Below are 17238 nucleotides of genomic sequence, written 5' to 3' on the forward strand. Positions count from 1 at the left end.
TGAAGGAATTAATTCAAAAGGACCAACATGCCCCCGCCGTTCCGTGAAAGCGAACTCAACACCCGCGACAGCGCTCATTTACCGCCGATATCGCTCACTATTCCCCAGATCCGACTTCCTTTCGCCGCTCCGCCACCGCGTTCCGACAATGAACAGTTACGCGCACATGCTCTCGCCTGGGCGCAGCGATATCACCTGATCGGCCGCCGCGGTGCACATCGGTTGAGCACCACGCCACTGCTCGAGCTGGGAATGGCGTTGTGCGGCAGGGCGCCCACACAGCGAGCGCAGACGCTGGTGTGCTGGTACCTGTGGGCGCTCACCCTTGATGACCGCATTGATGATGGACCATGGGCGGAGAACGGCGCGTTGGAGCGGTTTATCAGCGCCGTGCAGGTTGTGACCGAGAGCGACGGTGCTGATCCTGCAGGAGAAACCAGCAGCTTTGAAGACCCGATGCTCGCTGTTCTGGTCGATGATCTGTGGCCCCAGACCCAGCGCTGGGGAGGGGCGGGGTGGCGGCACAGGTTGGTCGGCCATTTGATCCAGCATCTGCGCGCGCAGGCGGCGTTGGTACGGGGGCGCGAAACCGACTCGGCGCTCACGCTGGCTGAGTATCTGCCGTTGCGACGGGATTCGTTTGGTGCACTGTTCTTCTTCGATCTTATCGATGCGGCCGAAACGCTCGACCCATACGAGCAGCAAGCGCACATTGAATGGTGGAACACGCTGCGTGAACACGCTGCCGATATCATTGCCTGGACCAACGATATCCATTCGCTTGCCAAGGATGTGGTGTGTGGTGAGCGTTACAACCTGGTATCGATACTCGCGGACACCGCCGGTATGGACTGGCCGAGTGCGCTTGAGTCCGCCCATCAAATGGTGAATTCGGCAGTTGCGGACTTCACTGCGATCGCCGCCCAGCGGGTAGGTCAGCGGGCGTGCGCCGCCACCGACCCGGACCGGCTGCGGCAGGTTGTGCGGGCAGCGGGCGATTGGCACCAGAGCGTTTCTCGCTATCACCTGCATGCCGCCGACTCTACGCCACAGAATCACCGGCAGGTGGACCTGAAACTTACCCCGCCGACGCTTAAATCCAGGCAGTTCGAAATCGACCCATACCCCTTGTATGATCTTTTGCGTACCACGCTACCGATCGCCTACGACGAGCCCACCGATGTATGGTTGGTCAGCCGGCATGTGGATGTCAAAGCCGCATTGACCCACCCTGAGGCAAGCAACAACAATTACACTTGGCAGATCGGACCGTTGCTGGGGCACACGATTGTCACTATGGATGGCTGTGAGCACGCGCAGCATCGCGCATTGCTCAGCCCTTCGTTTCGCAGCAAGGCCCTCGCAGCGCTTGAAACATCCATCATCTCGGTGACCACAGACCTGCTGGCGCGCATGCACGGCCGATCCCAGGTAGACCTCATCGCCGATTTCACCGCGGCGCTGCCGGTGCGGGTGATGGCTCATGCGCTGGGTCTCCCGGCCGAAACCCCCGAGGCGGTGGAACGGCTCAAGCGTTGGTGCGCCATCGGCTTTGCCTACATGGGCAACTATCGACAGGATCCGGCGCTGCTGACCGGCGGGTTATCCAACCGCGACAGTTTCTATGATTTCATCCAGCCCTACATCGACGCTCGCCGTGCTGAACCCACCGACGATTTGATCTCCCTGCTCCTGACGGCCCGGATTGACGGTCAACCGTTATCCGAGTCGTTCGTGCGCTCCTACTGCGCGATCCTGATGACTGCGGGTAGCGAGACCAGTCACGGTGCCCTGGCGAACCTGATCGTCAACCTGCTGAACGAGCCTGGCGTCAAAGAGGCGGTGCTGGCTGACCCAGGCTTGATGGATAACGCGCTCACCGAAACCCTGCGACGCAATCCGCCCTTGCAACTGGTACTGCGCGAAGCCCGTGAACCGCTGCACCTGCCATCGGGAACGATCCCCGCCGGAGCGACCCTGGCCTGTCTTATCGGTTCGGCCAATCGTGACCCGGACCAGTTCGCCGATCCGGATACCTTCAATATGTCGCGCACTGAACAGGCGACCAGTCATTTCGCTTTCGGCGCGGGACGCCACTTCTGCCTGGGGTCCATGCTGGCCCGGATGGAAATCACCACCAGCGCCCGCATGCTGCTCCAGACCTTTCCAAACCTGCGCTGGGCTCCGGGCTTCAAGCCCATCGAACGGGGATTCCTCAACCGCTGCCCTGAGCAACTGGAGGTTGCACTGTGACCACGCCTGACACCACCGAAGCGCCCGGCTACACCAGCAGCTATCTCGCGGATCAGCACGCCGGTCAATTGGCGCGGTTGCGTACCCTGGAGCGCGCCTTTGACGGGTTGAGCCAAGCGGTTTTTGACCAGTTGGACCTTTCGGGCAAGCCAGCCATCCTTGATCTTGGTGCCGGTGCCGGATCACTCGCCGCCTGGCTGAGCAAGCGATATCCCGACGCGACTGTCACCGCCACCGACATCGACACCCGATTCCTGACCGATATTCCTGGCATTCGGGTGATGACCCACAATGCCTCGACCGACGATTTTCCTGCAGCCTCCTTTGACGTAGTGCACGCTCGGGCGCTTCTGTGCCACCTCACCGAGCGCGAAGAGATATTGACGCGCGCCGCCACCTGGGTGCGCCCGGGAGGCTGGTTGGTGATCGAGGACGTGAGCCTGCAACCGAGCTTGAATACCGCTAACCCATTGTTCCGCAAAGTGGCCGAGGCCGGGATCAGTCTGCTGGAACAGTCCATTGGGTCCGACATGCTCTGGGCCGACACTCTTGCAGCGCGGTTGCGTGAGCGGGGACTCTCCAACGTCGGGCATCGAACTGTTGAAGGCCGTATCGGCGACAACAGCGCAGCCGATACCTTCTGGGCTGCCACGACTGCCCAGGCAGCCCCGGCACTGCTGAAACTCGGGTTGCTCACCCAGAACGACCTGGATGCCATGGCCAACCTACGTGCCGATCCAGGGTTCAGCGACGCAGCGTTGACATTAGTCAGCGCCTGGGGACAAGCCCGGGGTTGAATAGAAGGGCGTAACGCCACCCTCGCACACCGTCAAATATGGGTGAGGTGCGCGTGGCGACACTGAAGGGAATAACAGAATGAGCAATGATGTAATGTTAGTTGACGCGCAGGACGTGCACATCGGAGTGTGTGATAAACGCGAGGCACACCTGGGAGCGGGCCGTCTGCATCGTGCATTTTCAGTGCATCTGATCGATAGCCAGGGGCGTCATCTGCTTCAGCGTCGTGCAGCCGGTAAAATGCTCTGGCCCGGTTTCTGGTCGAATGCGTGCTGCAGTCATCCGGCACCTGGCGAGATTATCGAGGATGCCGCGAGTCGTCGTCTGCGCGAAGAATTAGGCGTTCGGGCTGCCTGCCGCGCCCTATACAGTTTTGAATACCATGCCCGCTTTGGTTCGATCGGTGCGGAGCACGAACTTTGTCATGTGTTGGTGGCCCAATCTGACGCGGTGGCCTCACCCGATGCCGATGAAGTCAGCGAGATCAAATGGCTGACCCGCGCTGAAATATCAGCCCAGCTGTCAGCGTCCGAAGCGCAATTCACACCCTGGTTTCGAATGCAGTGGCGTCGCCTTCTATCTGAGTACCCTTCGTTCGACACACCTGCCTTACATTCCCTTTGAAGCATGGGCTGATGTTTAGCCATACGCCAGGCCGCGGCATCTGCCATGATCACGCTTCGCAACCTGGCTCACCCAAGGAAATCCGCAATGGACGATGTACAGCAACTGGGCGAGATGCTTCGTCACTACGCCGATAGCGAAGCGCATAAAAAACAGCAATTTGACCTGCAGTCGGCGCGTTGGGCGCAGAAGCTCAGTGAGTTGTTCCAGCAGATCGAACAATGGCTGGAGCCGGTAAAGACTGTGGGTTTACTGGAAGTACAGCGTGAGGCCTACACCGCCAGCGGCCCGAGCGTGCCGGTGGAGAGCTCGCCCTTCAAGAGCGAAAAACTCAGCGTGCATATCACCGGCAAAAGCGTTGAGTTCGTACCGGATGTCATGGGCGCCGGCGGTTTGATTTCGGTAGCGGTAATGGGGCTCACCGCTGCGCGCCATGGCAGCGTGTCGTTGGTACTGCCGGCCGATAAGAACGATTGGCTATGGAAGAAAACCAACGGCCTTAAAGACCCCGACACCTTCGGTTTCGATGCCAACTTCCTGGCCTCGCAGTTGCAGAGCCTGATCCCACGCGAGCGAGCCTGACCTGCACGCTTTAATCGCAGGTAAATAACTCATGACTGGCGACGCGTTAAATTAGGTGTATTTGCCAAGCATTGGCTATACCTACAACTCATTCATCACGATGATGGTCGCCAGGGAGTTCCACGATGAAGCTAGGGCTAATGATCAGCACGCTGTGCGTCGCCTCACTCGGCATGGCCGGTTGTGCGAGCAAGGTGCCGCAACCGGACGAGTATTCAGGGTTCCTTTCCAACTACAGCCAGCTCAAGGAGGCCAAGTCACCGTCGGGGGCGGAGGTGATGCGCTGGGTTGATCCGCAACTGGACCTGAGCCGGTACACCTCGGTGTATATCGAACCCACCCAGTTCTACCCCAAGCCCCAGGCCACCACGAAGATTCCAGACAGCACCCTGCGCGGTATCAACGATTACTTCAACCAGGCCCTCAAGCGCGAGCTGGCCAAGTCGCTGCCCTTGGCCAACGCTCCCGGCCCCGGGGTGATGGTGGTGCGTGCGGCGATCACCGCCGTCAGCAGCAAGACCGAGAGCCTCAAACCCTATGAGTTCGTGCCCGTAGCCCTGGTTGCGGCGGCGGTGAGTACCGGCACCGGGATTCGTGACCAGGAAACCACCTTGGGCACCGAGGCGCAGTTCCTCGATGGCGCCAGCAATAAAGTAGTGGCCCAAGTGGTGCGCAAAGGCACCGGCAAGCCATTGGCCAATGACTCGCAGGTGATGAAGGCCGACGATGTAAAGAGCGTGATTGATGGCTGGGCCTCGGACCTGCACCAATCCTATCTGCGCCTGAAAAAGCGCTGATCCCAGCCGGCCCGTGGTGTTACTTAAGCGGTGTCAGCGGGGGCAGCTTCCACTGGCCGTTACCCACCTCGGGCTTGGGCAGGTAGATGCGCAAGATCGCATAGAACGGGCCGGGCGGGGCCGGCAACCAATTGTTCTGTTCCGCCTTCGGCGGCTCGTGGTGTTGCAACGCCAGGGTCAGCCCACCGTCGGCGTCGCGCTTGAGAGCCGGTAGCATCCGCGAGTTGATCAGGTAACGCTTCTTGTGGTTGGGCACCAGCAGTTTGGTCTTGCCGTCATACATCGTCAGCGACCAGAACGCATCGGCCGGTGGCAACTGATCTTTGGCAAAGTGCACGGTATAGCTGTGGCGCGCACCATTGGCTGGCTTGCCTTCGTTGTCGAGGAGGTAGGTCAGGTAGGCCGCTTCATCGCTGGAGTTGCCAAAAATGCCCATTTCGGCGCCGGCGTAGCGGTACAGGTAGTTGTTTTGCAGGCGGTCGCGACTGCCGTACAAATCGCTGCGGGACACCTGGTGGGTGTCGACCTTGTCCTTCTTGAACGCGGCAAATTCGGCGCGGGCATCGGCGATGCCTTCTTCCAGGGCTTTGCGCTGCTCCATGCTCAACTGGTTGACCTTGAACGGCGCACCCGGGGCGATACCGATTTTGGCAAAACGCGCGAGCAAGTCTTTTTCGCTGTCCTCGGGGACGGTGAAGGCCAACATAAAGTTCAGGTAGCGAAACAGTTGTGGGCCTTCGGTCATGGTCGCCGTTGGCTTGGGCCATTCGATCTTAGGCGCCTTGGCAGGGGCAGGTTGCTTCACGTAGCCGCTCAGGGGCTGCACTTTATAACCGCTCTGGATCTGCTTGACCTTGCCCAGGTCCTTGTCATCGAACAACTGCGTGCGGTACAGGGCATAGGCGATATTGCTTTCACTGTAGATCACGCGGTCAATGTCGACCGGTTGCTGACCTTTCCAGTCAGGCCCCGCGATCATGTAATGGCCGCCGTTATTCCCGGTGCTACGGGTGCCCAGGTAGGCGAGGTTCTGGGTGTAGAGGTCGACCAGCTGTACCGAGTAGTAGCGATCGTCTTCGACCTTGGGCAGAGTCAGTACCAGCGGCTCTCTGCGCAAGTCCATCCACACGAAGGAGTAGGGCGTGTCGGCGTTCGGGGTTGCGAACGTTGCGTCTTTGGGCGTGAGCAACTGGGCGGTATGGCCGATATGGTTGAATGGCGCTTTGAAGTTGGCGCCACCTTTATCAACGGCCTGGGTGTAGAGCGTCTTGTACATCTGCACCACCGGGAACCCGTACAGGTAGGCTTCCTTGGCGATGGCACGGGCTTCACTGGGGCTGGCAATGAAGTCGGCCCAGGCGCCGGTACTGATGACTATCGAGAGGCTCGCCAACAGCAGGCGCGTCGGTTTTCCAATCATGTTGTAGCGTCCTTCCAGAGTGCTTTTAAGGGGGCGAGGGGGCAAGGCGCTGAGTTTCCAGTTTTATTGGCCGCACGTCACGTTAATCCCTGCGACGCTTTCAGCCTCGTCGGGCGCTTACTCACAGAAGGTCGGGGTTGTAAGGGAGAAATCAGGCCTCGGGCAGCATGGATTTGACCTTGTCACGCAATTGATCAATCGAGAACGGCTTGGCGATGACCTGCATCCCGGCCGGTACATCAATGTTATCGGCGTAGCCGCTGGCAAACAGGATGGGCAGGGCGGGGCGTAATTCACGGACTTTTTTCGCCAGTTCCTTGCCGTCCATGTCCGGAAGGCCGACATCGGTCATCATCAGGTCGATCACCTGCTCGGTGTTTTGCACCGCTGTGAGCGCCTCTGCAGCGTCAGCGGCCTCAACCACCTTGAACTCCAATTCTTCCAGCACATCAACGATCAGCATGCGCACGATGGCGTCGTCTTCGACTACGAGGATGGTGGAGGCGGGTGCAGACATGGTGGGTATTCCTGAAAAGTGAGAGCGTAGGGCTTAAAGGCAACTTGATTGTGAGTGACGGCAATGCCAGCAAGTTCCGAAGCAATTGATGGCATTGTGAACGCTGGGCGAGCGAATGTCCCGCCAGCTAGCTGTATGGCGTCCTTTTTGCCCATCGCCGATGTTTCTTGCCCTCGTCCCCCGCAGAAAAATAGCGTTCAGGCGTCACTTTGGGGCAAACTCCCGGTTTTTCCGCACTTGGCCAAGGCATGCCCATGACTCCCGCGTCGTCCGTCGATGAAAAGAGCTTCCGTACCCTGTTGAGCCGAAACGTGGCCCTACCCTTGGGCGTGGGCGTGCTCAGCGCGGTGTTTTTCGTCTGCCTGATTACCTATTTGCTCTCGGTGATCCAGTGGGTGGAGCACACCGACCGGGTTATCAATAACCTCAATGAGTCGTCCAAGCTGACGGTAGACCTGGAAACCGGCATGCGGGGTTTCCTGATCACCGGCGACGAGCATTTCCTCGACCCCTATGAAGTGGCCAAGCCGCGGATCATTGCCGATCTGCGCAATCTGCAGGAGCTGGTGGCGGACAATCCCCAGCAGGTCGACCGCCTCAAGCGTCTGGAAGCCTTGCAGGTCGAATGGAACAACTACGCCCAGTCGATGATTGATATGCAGCGCCAGAACGGAGACTACCGCAATGCGGTCAAGGCCGGCCGTGGCAAGCGCCTGACGGACGAGATCCGCAAGGAGTACGACGATGCGGTGGCGATGGAGCAGCAATTCCGTATCACCCGTAACGAAGAAGTCACTCGAACGACGGTGATCAGCGTCACCCTATACTTGGTATTCGTACTCGGGTTGAGCGGTTTTCTAGCGTATGTCGGAAGAAAAAATTTAGTCTCACTTTCAGAAAGTTACAGCGCAAACCTCAAGTCCCAACAGAAGATTGCACGGCGCCTGGAACAGCAAGCCTGGCTGCGCAATGGCCAGACTGAGCTGGCTGAACAAGTCCTCGGCCAACTGACCCTGAATATGCTTGGGCGCAATATCCTGCAGTTCTTCGCCCAATACATGGGCTCGGCCGTGGCGGCGCTGTACGTGCGCGAAGAACATGGTGGCCTCAAGCGCGTGGCCACTTATGGCTTCTCCCGCGAGCAGGAACGACAGGAGCAGTCGATCTACAGCGACGAGGGCATCGTGGGCCAGGCTGCCCAGCTGGATCGCCTGATTCGCCTGGACGATGTGCCAGTGGATTACTTCAAGGTCAGTTCCGGCCTGGGCGAAGGCGCTACCCGCAGCGTGCTGGTGATGCCCACCAGCGATGACGACCGCGTCAATGGTGTGGTCGAGCTGGGTTTCCTGCGTGCGCTGGATGAGCGTGATGTCGAGCTGCTGGAGCTGATCGCCGGCAATATCGGCACCTCCATCGAAGCCGCCCGCTATCGCCAGCGTTTGCAGGAAGTGCTGGCCGAGACCCAGCAGCTCAACGAAGAGCTGCAAGTGCAGCAGGAAGAGCTCAAGACCGCCAACGAAGAGCTGGAAGAACAATCGCGCATCCTCAAGGAGTCCCAGGCCCATCTGGAAACCCAGCAGGCCGAGCTTGAGCAAACCAACGAGCAACTGGCCGAACAGACCCAGACCCTGGCCGAGCAGCGCGACGCCATGGACCGCAAGAACGTCGAACTGAACCAGGCCCAGCTCGAGCTGGAAGACCGCGCCGATGAACTGCAGCGTTCCAGCAAATACAAGTCCGAATTCCTCGCCAACATGTCCCACGAGCTGCGTACACCGCTGAACAGCTCGTTGATCCTGGCCAAGCTGCTGGCGGAAAACCCCCAGGAAAATCTCAGCGCCGAGCAGGTCAAGTTTGCCGAGTCGATTTACTCGGCCGGCAACGACTTGCTCAACCTGATCAACGACATCCTGGACATTTCCAAGGTCGAGGCCGGTAAGTTGGAAGTGCGCCCGGAGAATTCCAGCGTGGTGCGGCTGGTGGACGGCTTGCGCGGCATGTTCGAACCGCTGGCGGCGGATCGCAAGCTGGGCTTCCAGGTGGATGTGCAGGAAGGCTCGCCGACCCTGCTGTTTACCGACCGCCAACGCCTGGAGCAGATCCTCAAGAACCTGTTGTCCAACGCGATCAAGTTCACCGAACAGGGCGAGGTCAGCCTGACAGTGTCCCGCGCGCCAGGGGAGGGCATTGCCTTTACCGTGCGCGATTCCGGCATCGGCATTGCCCCGGACCAACAGGAAAGCATCTTCGAAGCCTTCCGCCAGGCTGATGGCACCACCAATCGCCGTTACGGCGGCACCGGTCTGGGCCTGTCGATTTCCCGCGACCTGGCCACCTTGCTGGGCGGCTACATCAGCGTGACCAGCGAGCCGGGCAAGGGCAGCATCTTTACCCTGGTATTGCCTGAGCAATACGTGGAGCGTGAAGACGACGCCGCACCTGTGGAACAACCGCGTCAAGCGGTGGTGGTGCCGGCCCCCATGCCAGTGCGGGTTTCGCCACTGCCGGTTGCCGACACCCAGCAGATTCCACGGTTTGCCGATGACCGTGAAAAAGCCCCGTTCAGCACCCGGTGCATCCTGGTGGTGGAGGACGAGCCGAACTTTGCGCGTATCCTGTTCGACCTGGCCCATGAGCTGGGTTACCACTGCCTGGTCGCCCATGGTGCCGACGAAGGCTACAGCCTCGCTGAGGAATACATCCCCGACGCGATCCTGCTGGACATGCGCCTGCCGGACCATTCCGGGCTGACGGTGCTGCAGCGTCTCAAGGAACACGCCAACACCCGCCACATTCCCGTGCATGTGATTTCCGTGGAAGATCGCGTCGAGGCGGCCATGCACATGGGCGCCATCGGTTATGCGGTCAAGCCCACCACCCGCGAAGAGCTCAAGGACGTGTTCGCGCGCCTGGAAGCCAAGCTGACGCAGAAGGTCAAACGTGTGTTGCTGGTGGAAGACGATGACCTGCAGCGCGACAGCATTGCCCGCCTGATCGGCGACGATGACATCGAGATCACGGCCGTCGGCTTCGCCCAGGAAGCTCTCGACCTGCTGCGAACCAACATCTACGACTGCATGATTATCGACCTCAAGCTGCCGGACATGCTCGGCAACGAGCTGCTCAAGCGCATGGCCACCGAGGATATCTGCTCGTTCCCGCCGGTCATCGTCTACACCGGGCGCAACCTGACTCGCGATGAAGAAGCCGAACTGCGCAAGTACTCGCGTTCGATCATCATCAAGGGCGCCCGCTCCCCTGAGCGCTTGCTGGACGAGGTCACACTCTTTCTGCACAAAGTCGAATCCCAGCTGTCCCATGACCGCCAGAAGATGCTCAAGACTGCCCGCAGTCGTGACAAGGTCTTCGAAGGGCGCAAGATCCTGCTGGTGGACGACGACGTACGCAATATCTTCGCCCTGACCAGCGCCCTGGAGCACAAAGGCGCGGTGGTCGTGATCGGGCGTAACGGTCGCGAGGCCATCGACAAACTCAATGAAGTCGAGGATATCGACTTGGTACTGATGGACGTGATGATGCCGGAAATGGACGGTTACGAGGCCACCGCCTTGATCCGCCAGGACCCGCGCTGGAAAAAACTGCCAATCATTGCAGTAACGGCCAAGGCCATGAAGGACGATCAGGAACGGTGCCTGGCAGCAGGCTCCAATGACTACCTGGCCAAGCCGATTGACCTTGACCGCCTGTTCTCACTGATTCGCGTATGGCTACCGAAGATGGAACGCATTTAAGTGGAACAGTGTTTTTTGGACAAAAACAGCGATATTGAGCTGCGCCTGTTGATCGAGGCGATTTACCTCAAGTACAGCTATGACTTTCGCGACTACTCCGGCGCGTCGGTCAAGCGGCGGGTGGCCCATGCCTTGCGCCAGTTCGACTGCGCGACCATTTCCGCACTGCAGGAGCGGGTACTGCACGACCCGGCGGCGTTCATGCAGTTGCTGCAATTTCTGACCATCCCGGTGAGCGAGATGTTTCGCGACCCGTCGCATTTCCTGGCGATCCGCCGGGAAGTGGTGCCGCTGCTCAAGACCTACCCGTCGATCAAGATCTGGATCGCCGGTTGCAGCACGGGGGAGGAGGTGTACTCCATGGCCATCCTGTTGCGTGAAGAAGGCTTGCTGGAGCGCACCATCATCTATGCCACGGATATCAACCCGGCGTCGCTGGACAAAGCCAAGCAGGGTATCTTCTCCCTGGAAAACGTACGTGCCTATACCGCCAATTATCAGCAGGCCGGCGGGCACCGTTCATTTGCCGACTATTACACAGCGGCTTACGATTACGCGATCTTCGACAAGACCCTGCGCGAGAACGTGACCTTTGCCGACCACAGCCTTGCCACCGACAGTGTCTTTTCGGAAACTCAATTAATTTCATGTCGCAACGTATTGATTTACTTCAATAAAAAATTGCAGGATCGAGCATTTGGATTGTTTCATGAGTCGCTGTGTCATCGCGGCTTCCTGGTGCTGGGCAGCAAGGAAACCCTCGACTTTTCCGCCTACAGCAAGCAATTCGAGCCCTTGGTCAAACAGGAACGGATCTACCGAAAATCATGAGCGATGTGCCAGACACCCCGATTCACGGGATTGAAGCCATCGTCGTCGGCGCTTCCGCTGGCGGCGTCGAGGCGCTGCTGACTATTTTCGGCCAACTGCCCGAGACCTTCGCCTTGCCGATCATTGCCGTGCTGCACCTGCCGGATGAGCGTCGCAGCCAGCTGGCGGAAGTCTTTGCGCGGCGCCTGAGCATTCCGGTCAAGGAAGCCCGGGATAAAGAGGCAGTGGAGGCGGGCACCTTGTACTTTGCCGGCCCCGGCTATCATCTGTCAGTGGAGCATGACCGTAGCCTGTCCCTGAGCCAGGAGGACCGCGTGCACCACTCCCGGCCCGCCATCGACTACCTGTTTGCCTCAGCTGCTGACGTGTATGGGCCCCGCCTGCTCGCGATCCTGTTGACCGGCGCCAACCAAGACGGCGCGAGCGGCCTGGCCCATGTCAAGCAATCGGGCGGCACCACCGTCGTCCAGGACCCCCAGGAGGCGCGCATTGCCGTGATGCCCTTGGCAGCCCTGGCGTTACACACACCTGACCATATTCTTTCCTTGAGCCGTATCGGCTCATTGCTGGCTTCCCTGGAACCCTATCCATGTTAAGTACTGTCCAGGCCAAACTGCTGATCGTCGACGATCTGCCGGAAAACCTGCTGGCCCTCGAAGCGCTGATCAAGCGCGAGGATCGCCAGGTGTTCAAGGCATTGAGTGCCGACGAGGCGTTGTCCCTGTTGCTGGAACACGAATTCGCCATGGCGATCCTCGACGTGCAGATGCCCGGCATGAACGGTTTCGAGCTGGCCGAATTGATGCGCGGCACCGAAAAGACCAAGAACATCCCGATTGTGTTCGTCAGCGCCGCCGGCCGTGAGCTCAATTACGCCTTTAAGGGCTATGAAAGCGGCGCCGTGGACTTCCTGCACAAGCCGCTGGATATCCACGCGGTCAAGAGCAAGGTCAATGTGTTCGTCGACCTGTACCGCCAGAGCAAGGCGATGAAATTGCAGTTGGAGGAGCTGGAGCGCAGCCGCCGCGAGCAGGAGTTGCTGCTGACGCGCCTGCAGGCCACCCAGGCCGAACTGGAGCAAGCGGTACGCATGCGTGACGACTTCATGTCGATTGTCGCGCATGAAGTGCGCACGCCCCTTAACGGGCTGATCCTGGAGACCCAGCTGCGCAAGATGCACCTGGCCAGGGACAACGCCGCGGCGTTTACTCTGGACAAGATGCACGCCATGGTCGACCGCGATGAACGCCAGATCCAGAGCCTGATCCGCCTGATCGAAGACATGCTCGACGTGTCGCGTATCCGCACCGGCAAGCTGTCGATCCGCCCGGCCCGCTTTGACCTTGCCCAACTGGTGCGCAACCTGGTGCAGAACTTTGCACCGCAAGTGGCGGCCGCCGAGTCCTCGATGCAACTGCAGGCCGACGAAGCGGTGGAAGGCAATTGGGACGAGTTCCGGATCGAGCAGGTGATCACCAACCTGCTGACCAATGCCTTGCGCTACGGGGCCAAGAGCCCCGTGGAAGTGCGGGTATATAGCGAGCATGGCGAAGCGCGGGTAGAGGTACGTGACCATGGTATCGGTATCAGCGAAGAGAACCAGAAGCGCATTTTCCAGCAGTTCGAACGGGTCTCTGCCAACCACGTGACAGCAGGGCTGGGCCTGGGCTTGTTCATTTCCGAGCAGATCGTCGCGGCCCACGGCGGCACTATCGAGGTCGAGAGCCAGATAGGCGAGGGCGCGCTGTTTCGCGTGTGCCTGCCCCTTGAGGCGGTCGAGTGAAATCAGTCGTCACCTCGACGCAACCTCTGCGTGACCCCATGGTCGTAACTGCAGCAATTGACCGGACAAAGGCTTCCCATGAGTGAAGATGCGCAAGATGTCGTACTGATCGTCGAGGACGACGAATCCATTATGTTTGTGCTGGGTGAGTACCTGGCAGGCTTGGGCTACCGGGTCTTGAAGGCGATCAATGGGGAGCAGGCCTTCGAAATCCTTGCGACCAAGCCGCACCTGGACCTGATGGTCACCGACTATCGCCTGCCTGGTGGGATTTCCGGGGTGCAGATCGCGGAGCCCGCGATCAAGTTGCGCCCGGAATTGAAAGTGATCTTTATCAGCGGTTACCCGCAGGAAATTCTCGACTGCGACAGCCCGATCACGCGCAACGCACCGATCCTGGCCAAGCCGTTTGACCTGGATACATTGCAGGAGCATATCCAGCGCTTGTTGGCGTAATCCGCTCAATGCCATCCATTCAATGTCTGGCCGCGCAGGTTCTTCCCGGTACGCCGTGAAGAACCTGGGGCAGTGTTTTTCTACCTTATGTGGAAGGCACGAAATCCTTCAAAGGAAGACCATAGGGCTGCTTGGTGACAGGGTTCAGGGCATACCATTTGCCATTCTTCTGCGTAGCGGCGACGTCTTCCACTTCACCTTGCACGTTGGCTTTGCCTATTGTGGCACTGTCGACGTCCCTGAAGGTTTTGACCACGTCATATTTGACAACAGGCCTGGAGCCGTTTTTGTCGCCTGTGCGCGAATGTCGATCCAGCGCTTCCAAACCTGTTTGTACGCCTGCCAGCCCAAGACCCACGGGGTCTATGGGGTTGAGTGCACCTATGGCGCCACGCGCCAGCTTTTTCGCCCCTTGAGCAAGAGTCGTTCCGACTTGCACTCCGGTGTTGGCAACCTTAGCGGCTCCGCCGACCCCGGAAAGGAGAAAGCCTAAGGCATCGAATGACAAATCAACCAAGCCTTCACGCCACTTGCCGTCAATAAAGTTATTAATGGCGTTATAGCCTGGAATAAGCCCTCGCACGAACAACTCGGCTTTTGTCCAAAAAGGAGATTCAGTATCGAACGTCGTCTGTCCGCGCAGCTCCGTTGCAAAATTCTGGATACCCAGGTTTTTTACCATGGCGTCAGCGATGTACCCAGTCTTATCACTGAAGTAGCTGTTGGGCGTGTCGTTGACAGTGTAGAGCGACGAGGCCTGCAGTATGTTTTCCGGGTAATTGCCTTCAGGAGCAACGGGTTCAAGGTATGTTGAACCGATACCCGCTCTGAACTCGTCAGGCAGCGGGGCGATGTCTATATCGTTCCAGTCATCACGCTTTTTAATGGTGTTGGACGTCATATTTATTTCATAGGTATGGGTGCTTTCATTACCGTCCCTGTCCTTGAATTCGCTGCGCACCACTAGAGAACCGGATGTTGTTGCCTTATTGGTTGCGCCAGAATTATTTGTATTGACTGACACTTCTTTGCCGACCGAGATTTTTCCATGCTCAATGATTTCTCGATCTTCAATGGGCAGTGTTGAAATCAAGTATTTGGTTTGCGCCTGCGCGGCCGCCTCGATACGGTTGAAATATAAATCAAGGCCGTTTTCAAAACGGGATTTCAGCTCGGCCCTTGAAAAAGGCTTAAAGGTAATTGTCGTAAGATCAATGGATTCATTGCGAGAGGTATAGTCATTAAAGTCGATGTCTTTAAGGTGGTCGCGTGTGTTGAGAAATATGTCCAGCAGCGAGTAGGGACCAGGAAATTCCAAAAAGCCGGCGTCTTTTGTGTCTATGGATTTTTCTTTGATTTGCTCTTCAGACAAATGTGAGTTTTGCTGTTTTATTTCCGCTAGCGCCCATTTGTGAAGGTCAGGGGCCTCCATTGCAAAGTAATTCGAAGCTTTATTTAACTCAGACACCTGTTTACTGAACTCAAAACGTACGTCGTTCATTTTCGTTTCTGAGTATTTATCTTCTGCGTTGCGCCCGAGCAAGCCGCTGTTGCGGCCCCAGTCTTTCAGTCCGTCAGTTTGCGCCAGAGCTTCAACCATCAGGTCGGCCAGTGTTACGGGGGCCAGTTCATGTCGCAGCATGATCTGCTCATACGTCATCAAGCGGGTCGAGCCGGGCGCTTGGGCCTCAATACGAGCCACTGCCGTGGTAAAAGTGACCCATGCGTGGGAGCCCTTGACCAACGCCTCAGGTATGTCCTTGACCAAGAGCTCTGGTGCCTTGCGCGACAACAATATGAATACGGCGAGGTCGACGGTTCGCGGTGTGGCTAGTCCCGTCTGGATCAAGTGATGCGCCAGCGCTTTACGTATGTAGGAAGCGCTTCGCCCAGACACGCTGTTCAAATCGAATCCAGCGATATGGGTTCGTGTTGAGAATGACGGATCGGTGAAGACACTTTGCTTGTCCAGCGACGCATAGAGTGCTGCCAGAAGCCAGTCACTGATAGGTTCTGGCGAAGCGATCTCACCTATTGCCTGCTCGGCGGCGCGACCTATGGCTTGAGCGTTGCTGGACTTGAGGATGTCGTCAATGATGCGACCCGGGTCATCCTTGAGGGTCTTTTCATCCAGGTTCAGGTCATGGGTCAAGTGCTCAAGCAGGTTGTCTTGCGGCTCATTTTTCAAGGCATCATCAATGACGCGACTGAGTGTGCGTTGATCCTTATTGCTCAACAGCGTGGGCCATGAAAGGGCTCCACCCATATTGCCGTGCTCAGGGCTTAGCGGGGGGGGACTAGCCAGGGACTGTGCAATGGCTGCCAGCTCCGAAGGGGTCTTTGGAACCAGCAAGCCATGACCCACCAGATAATCGCGCAGGGTCACCGCTACGCCCGGCTTCAGGTCGTGATCCCGAGCATAGGACGAGGTCGGGTCTATTTCGATAGGCGTGTCCAGAGCCTCCTGCATCCGTTGACGATAGGATTGCCAGGATACCTCCCGATATTCATCTTCGTTGAGTTTGGGATTTTCACGAGTGGCAGCAGCAAGATCTTGCGCAATACTGCTGGCGGCGTCAGCTGCCAGCTTAGGTATAACCGCAACTACAGCCCCTCGATTGTTCTGGTCGCCAAGTTTCGAAGCATGACGTTCCAGTTCAGCCTGGGAAGGGTGGCTGGCTGCATCAGAGATGAGCGTATCTTTGCGCTCCCAACCGGCGATGTAGTCTGTGATGGATGCATCTTGCTCTGAAGGCGAGAGGGAGGGGTCAAAAGGCAGAGTGTGACCATAAAACTGAGCGATATCAGCGGCTCTTGCCGTGGTCGCCGTCTCAAATTTTATGCTGTTGCCCGAGCCTGCAAGTGCTTTAGCCACGTTCTGGAGCAGCGGCCAGGCCGAAAAGCTGTGAACGTCCACAGTTTGCTCACGAGTCTCGGTGGAAAAAGAGAAGACGCTGCCGGCACGCTTGGCGGTGATGGTGCCGCGGCTGGCATCAAGGGTAACGCCCTGTGACAGATCCAACTGCTTCTCTTGCGCCCAAGCCTTGAAAGCAGGGCTTTTGAGGATATCACCCAGCCGCGCACGCAGTTGACCGAAGGACGATGCCGGCGGAATGTCCGTAACGCTCACCTCTCGAGGGTCCTGGCCAACGCTCGACGCGGTTTTCAGGCCTTGGGCGTACAACCTGGCCAAAGCACGCTCACCCTTGTCCTGGGGTGTTTCAACGTCGTGCCTCGACACTTCCGTATCGATAAGTGTCAATGGCGTCGGGGAGGAGCCTGCATTGATCAGCACAGGCGTAAACAGTTCAGGCAGGCGTGAATTAGGACTAACAGTCATCAGAAAAGCTCCGGGTCGATGTAGTTTGATTTCTTTACATAAGTAGTTCGCAACCCTATGTGGAAAGAAACCTGCATCGATTCCA

The 17238-nt window shown here is 58.3% G+C and carries 13 protein-coding genes; 10 read left to right on the top strand and 3 right to left on the bottom strand.

Going from position 1 to position 17238, the window contains the following annotated elements:
* Positions 1-27 precede the first annotated feature (27 nt).
* The 5 genes from ASD70_RS26250 to ASD70_RS26270 all read left to right on the top strand — a co-directional run bounded on the left by ASD70_RS26250 (position 28) and on the right by ASD70_RS26270 (position 5054).
* Positions 28-2253 carry a cytochrome P450 gene (locus ASD70_RS26250; RefSeq protein WP_056847841.1) on the top strand — a complete coding sequence of 742 codons (2226 nt, stop codon included), beginning with the start codon at positions 28-30 and terminating at the stop codon, positions 2251-2253.
* Positions 2250-3050, top strand: coding sequence for a class I SAM-dependent methyltransferase (locus tag ASD70_RS26255; protein ID WP_056847842.1), 801 nt, complete (start codon positions 2250-2252; stop codon positions 3048-3050). Before ASD70_RS26250 ends, ASD70_RS26255 begins: the two co-directional genes overlap by 4 nt.
* Positions 3051-3129: 79 nt before the next feature.
* The gene (idi, locus tag ASD70_RS26260; protein WP_056847843.1) at positions 3130-3675 is read left to right on the top strand and encodes an isopentenyl-diphosphate Delta-isomerase; all 546 of its coding nucleotides are present in this window, start codon (positions 3130-3132) and stop codon (positions 3673-3675) included.
* A gap of 87 nt (positions 3676-3762) precedes the next feature.
* On the top strand, positions 3763-4257 hold the full coding sequence (locus tag ASD70_RS26265; RefSeq protein WP_046068188.1) for a hypothetical protein: 495 nt from the start codon (positions 3763-3765) through the stop codon (positions 4255-4257).
* A 125-nt stretch (positions 4258-4382) separates the two neighbouring features.
* Positions 4383-5054 (top strand): DUF3313 domain-containing protein, encoded by a 672-nt coding sequence (locus tag ASD70_RS26270; RefSeq protein WP_043049917.1) that lies wholly within the window; start codon positions 4383-4385, stop codon positions 5052-5054.
* A gap of 19 nt (positions 5055-5073) precedes the next feature.
* Here ASD70_RS26270 and ASD70_RS26275 read toward each other — a convergent pair whose 3' ends face one another.
* Positions 5074-6474 (bottom strand): DUF1254 domain-containing protein, encoded by a 1401-nt coding sequence (locus ASD70_RS26275; RefSeq protein ID WP_056847844.1) that lies wholly within the window; start codon positions 6472-6474, stop codon positions 5074-5076.
* Between the two features lie 151 nt (positions 6475-6625).
* A complete protein-coding gene (locus tag ASD70_RS26280) occupies positions 6626-6991 on the bottom strand; it encodes a response regulator (protein WP_046068185.1) in 366 nt (121 codons plus the stop codon).
* Positions 6992-7245: 254 nt separating this feature from the next.
* On the opposite strand from ASD70_RS26280, the gene ASD70_RS26285 reads away from it, so the two are divergent.
* From ASD70_RS26285 to ASD70_RS26305, 5 genes are all read left to right on the top strand, one after another.
* On the top strand, positions 7246-10743 hold the full coding sequence (locus ASD70_RS26285; protein ID WP_056847845.1) for a response regulator: 3498 nt from the start codon (positions 7246-7248) through the stop codon (positions 10741-10743).
* Positions 10744-11574, top strand: coding sequence for a CheR family methyltransferase (locus ASD70_RS26290; protein ID WP_173664487.1), 831 nt, complete (start codon positions 10744-10746; stop codon positions 11572-11574).
* Positions 11571-12170 (top strand): chemotaxis protein CheB, encoded by a 600-nt coding sequence (locus ASD70_RS26295; protein WP_046068183.1) that lies wholly within the window; start codon positions 11571-11573, stop codon positions 12168-12170. The genes ASD70_RS26290 and ASD70_RS26295 overlap by 4 nt, the downstream gene beginning before the upstream one ends.
* On the top strand, positions 12164-13357 hold the full coding sequence (locus tag ASD70_RS26300; RefSeq protein WP_046068182.1) for a hybrid sensor histidine kinase/response regulator: 1194 nt from the start codon (positions 12164-12166) through the stop codon (positions 13355-13357). Before ASD70_RS26295 ends, ASD70_RS26300 begins: the two co-directional genes overlap by 7 nt.
* 78 nt (positions 13358-13435) lie before the next feature.
* Positions 13436-13813, top strand: a complete 378-nt coding sequence (locus tag ASD70_RS26305; RefSeq protein ID WP_034097949.1) for a response regulator — start codon at positions 13436-13438, stop codon at positions 13811-13813.
* Positions 13814-13898: 85 nt separating this feature from the next.
* Here the strand turns inward: ASD70_RS26305 and ASD70_RS26310 are convergent, their stop codons facing one another.
* Positions 13899-17153 (bottom strand): hypothetical protein, encoded by a 3255-nt coding sequence (locus ASD70_RS26310; protein WP_056847846.1) that lies wholly within the window; start codon positions 17151-17153, stop codon positions 13899-13901.
* Positions 17154-17238: the final 85 nt, after the last annotated feature.

This window comes from Pseudomonas sp. Root569 (assembly GCF_001427465.1).
Lineage (GTDB): Bacteria > Pseudomonadota > Gammaproteobacteria > Pseudomonadales > Pseudomonadaceae > Aquipseudomonas > Aquipseudomonas synxantha.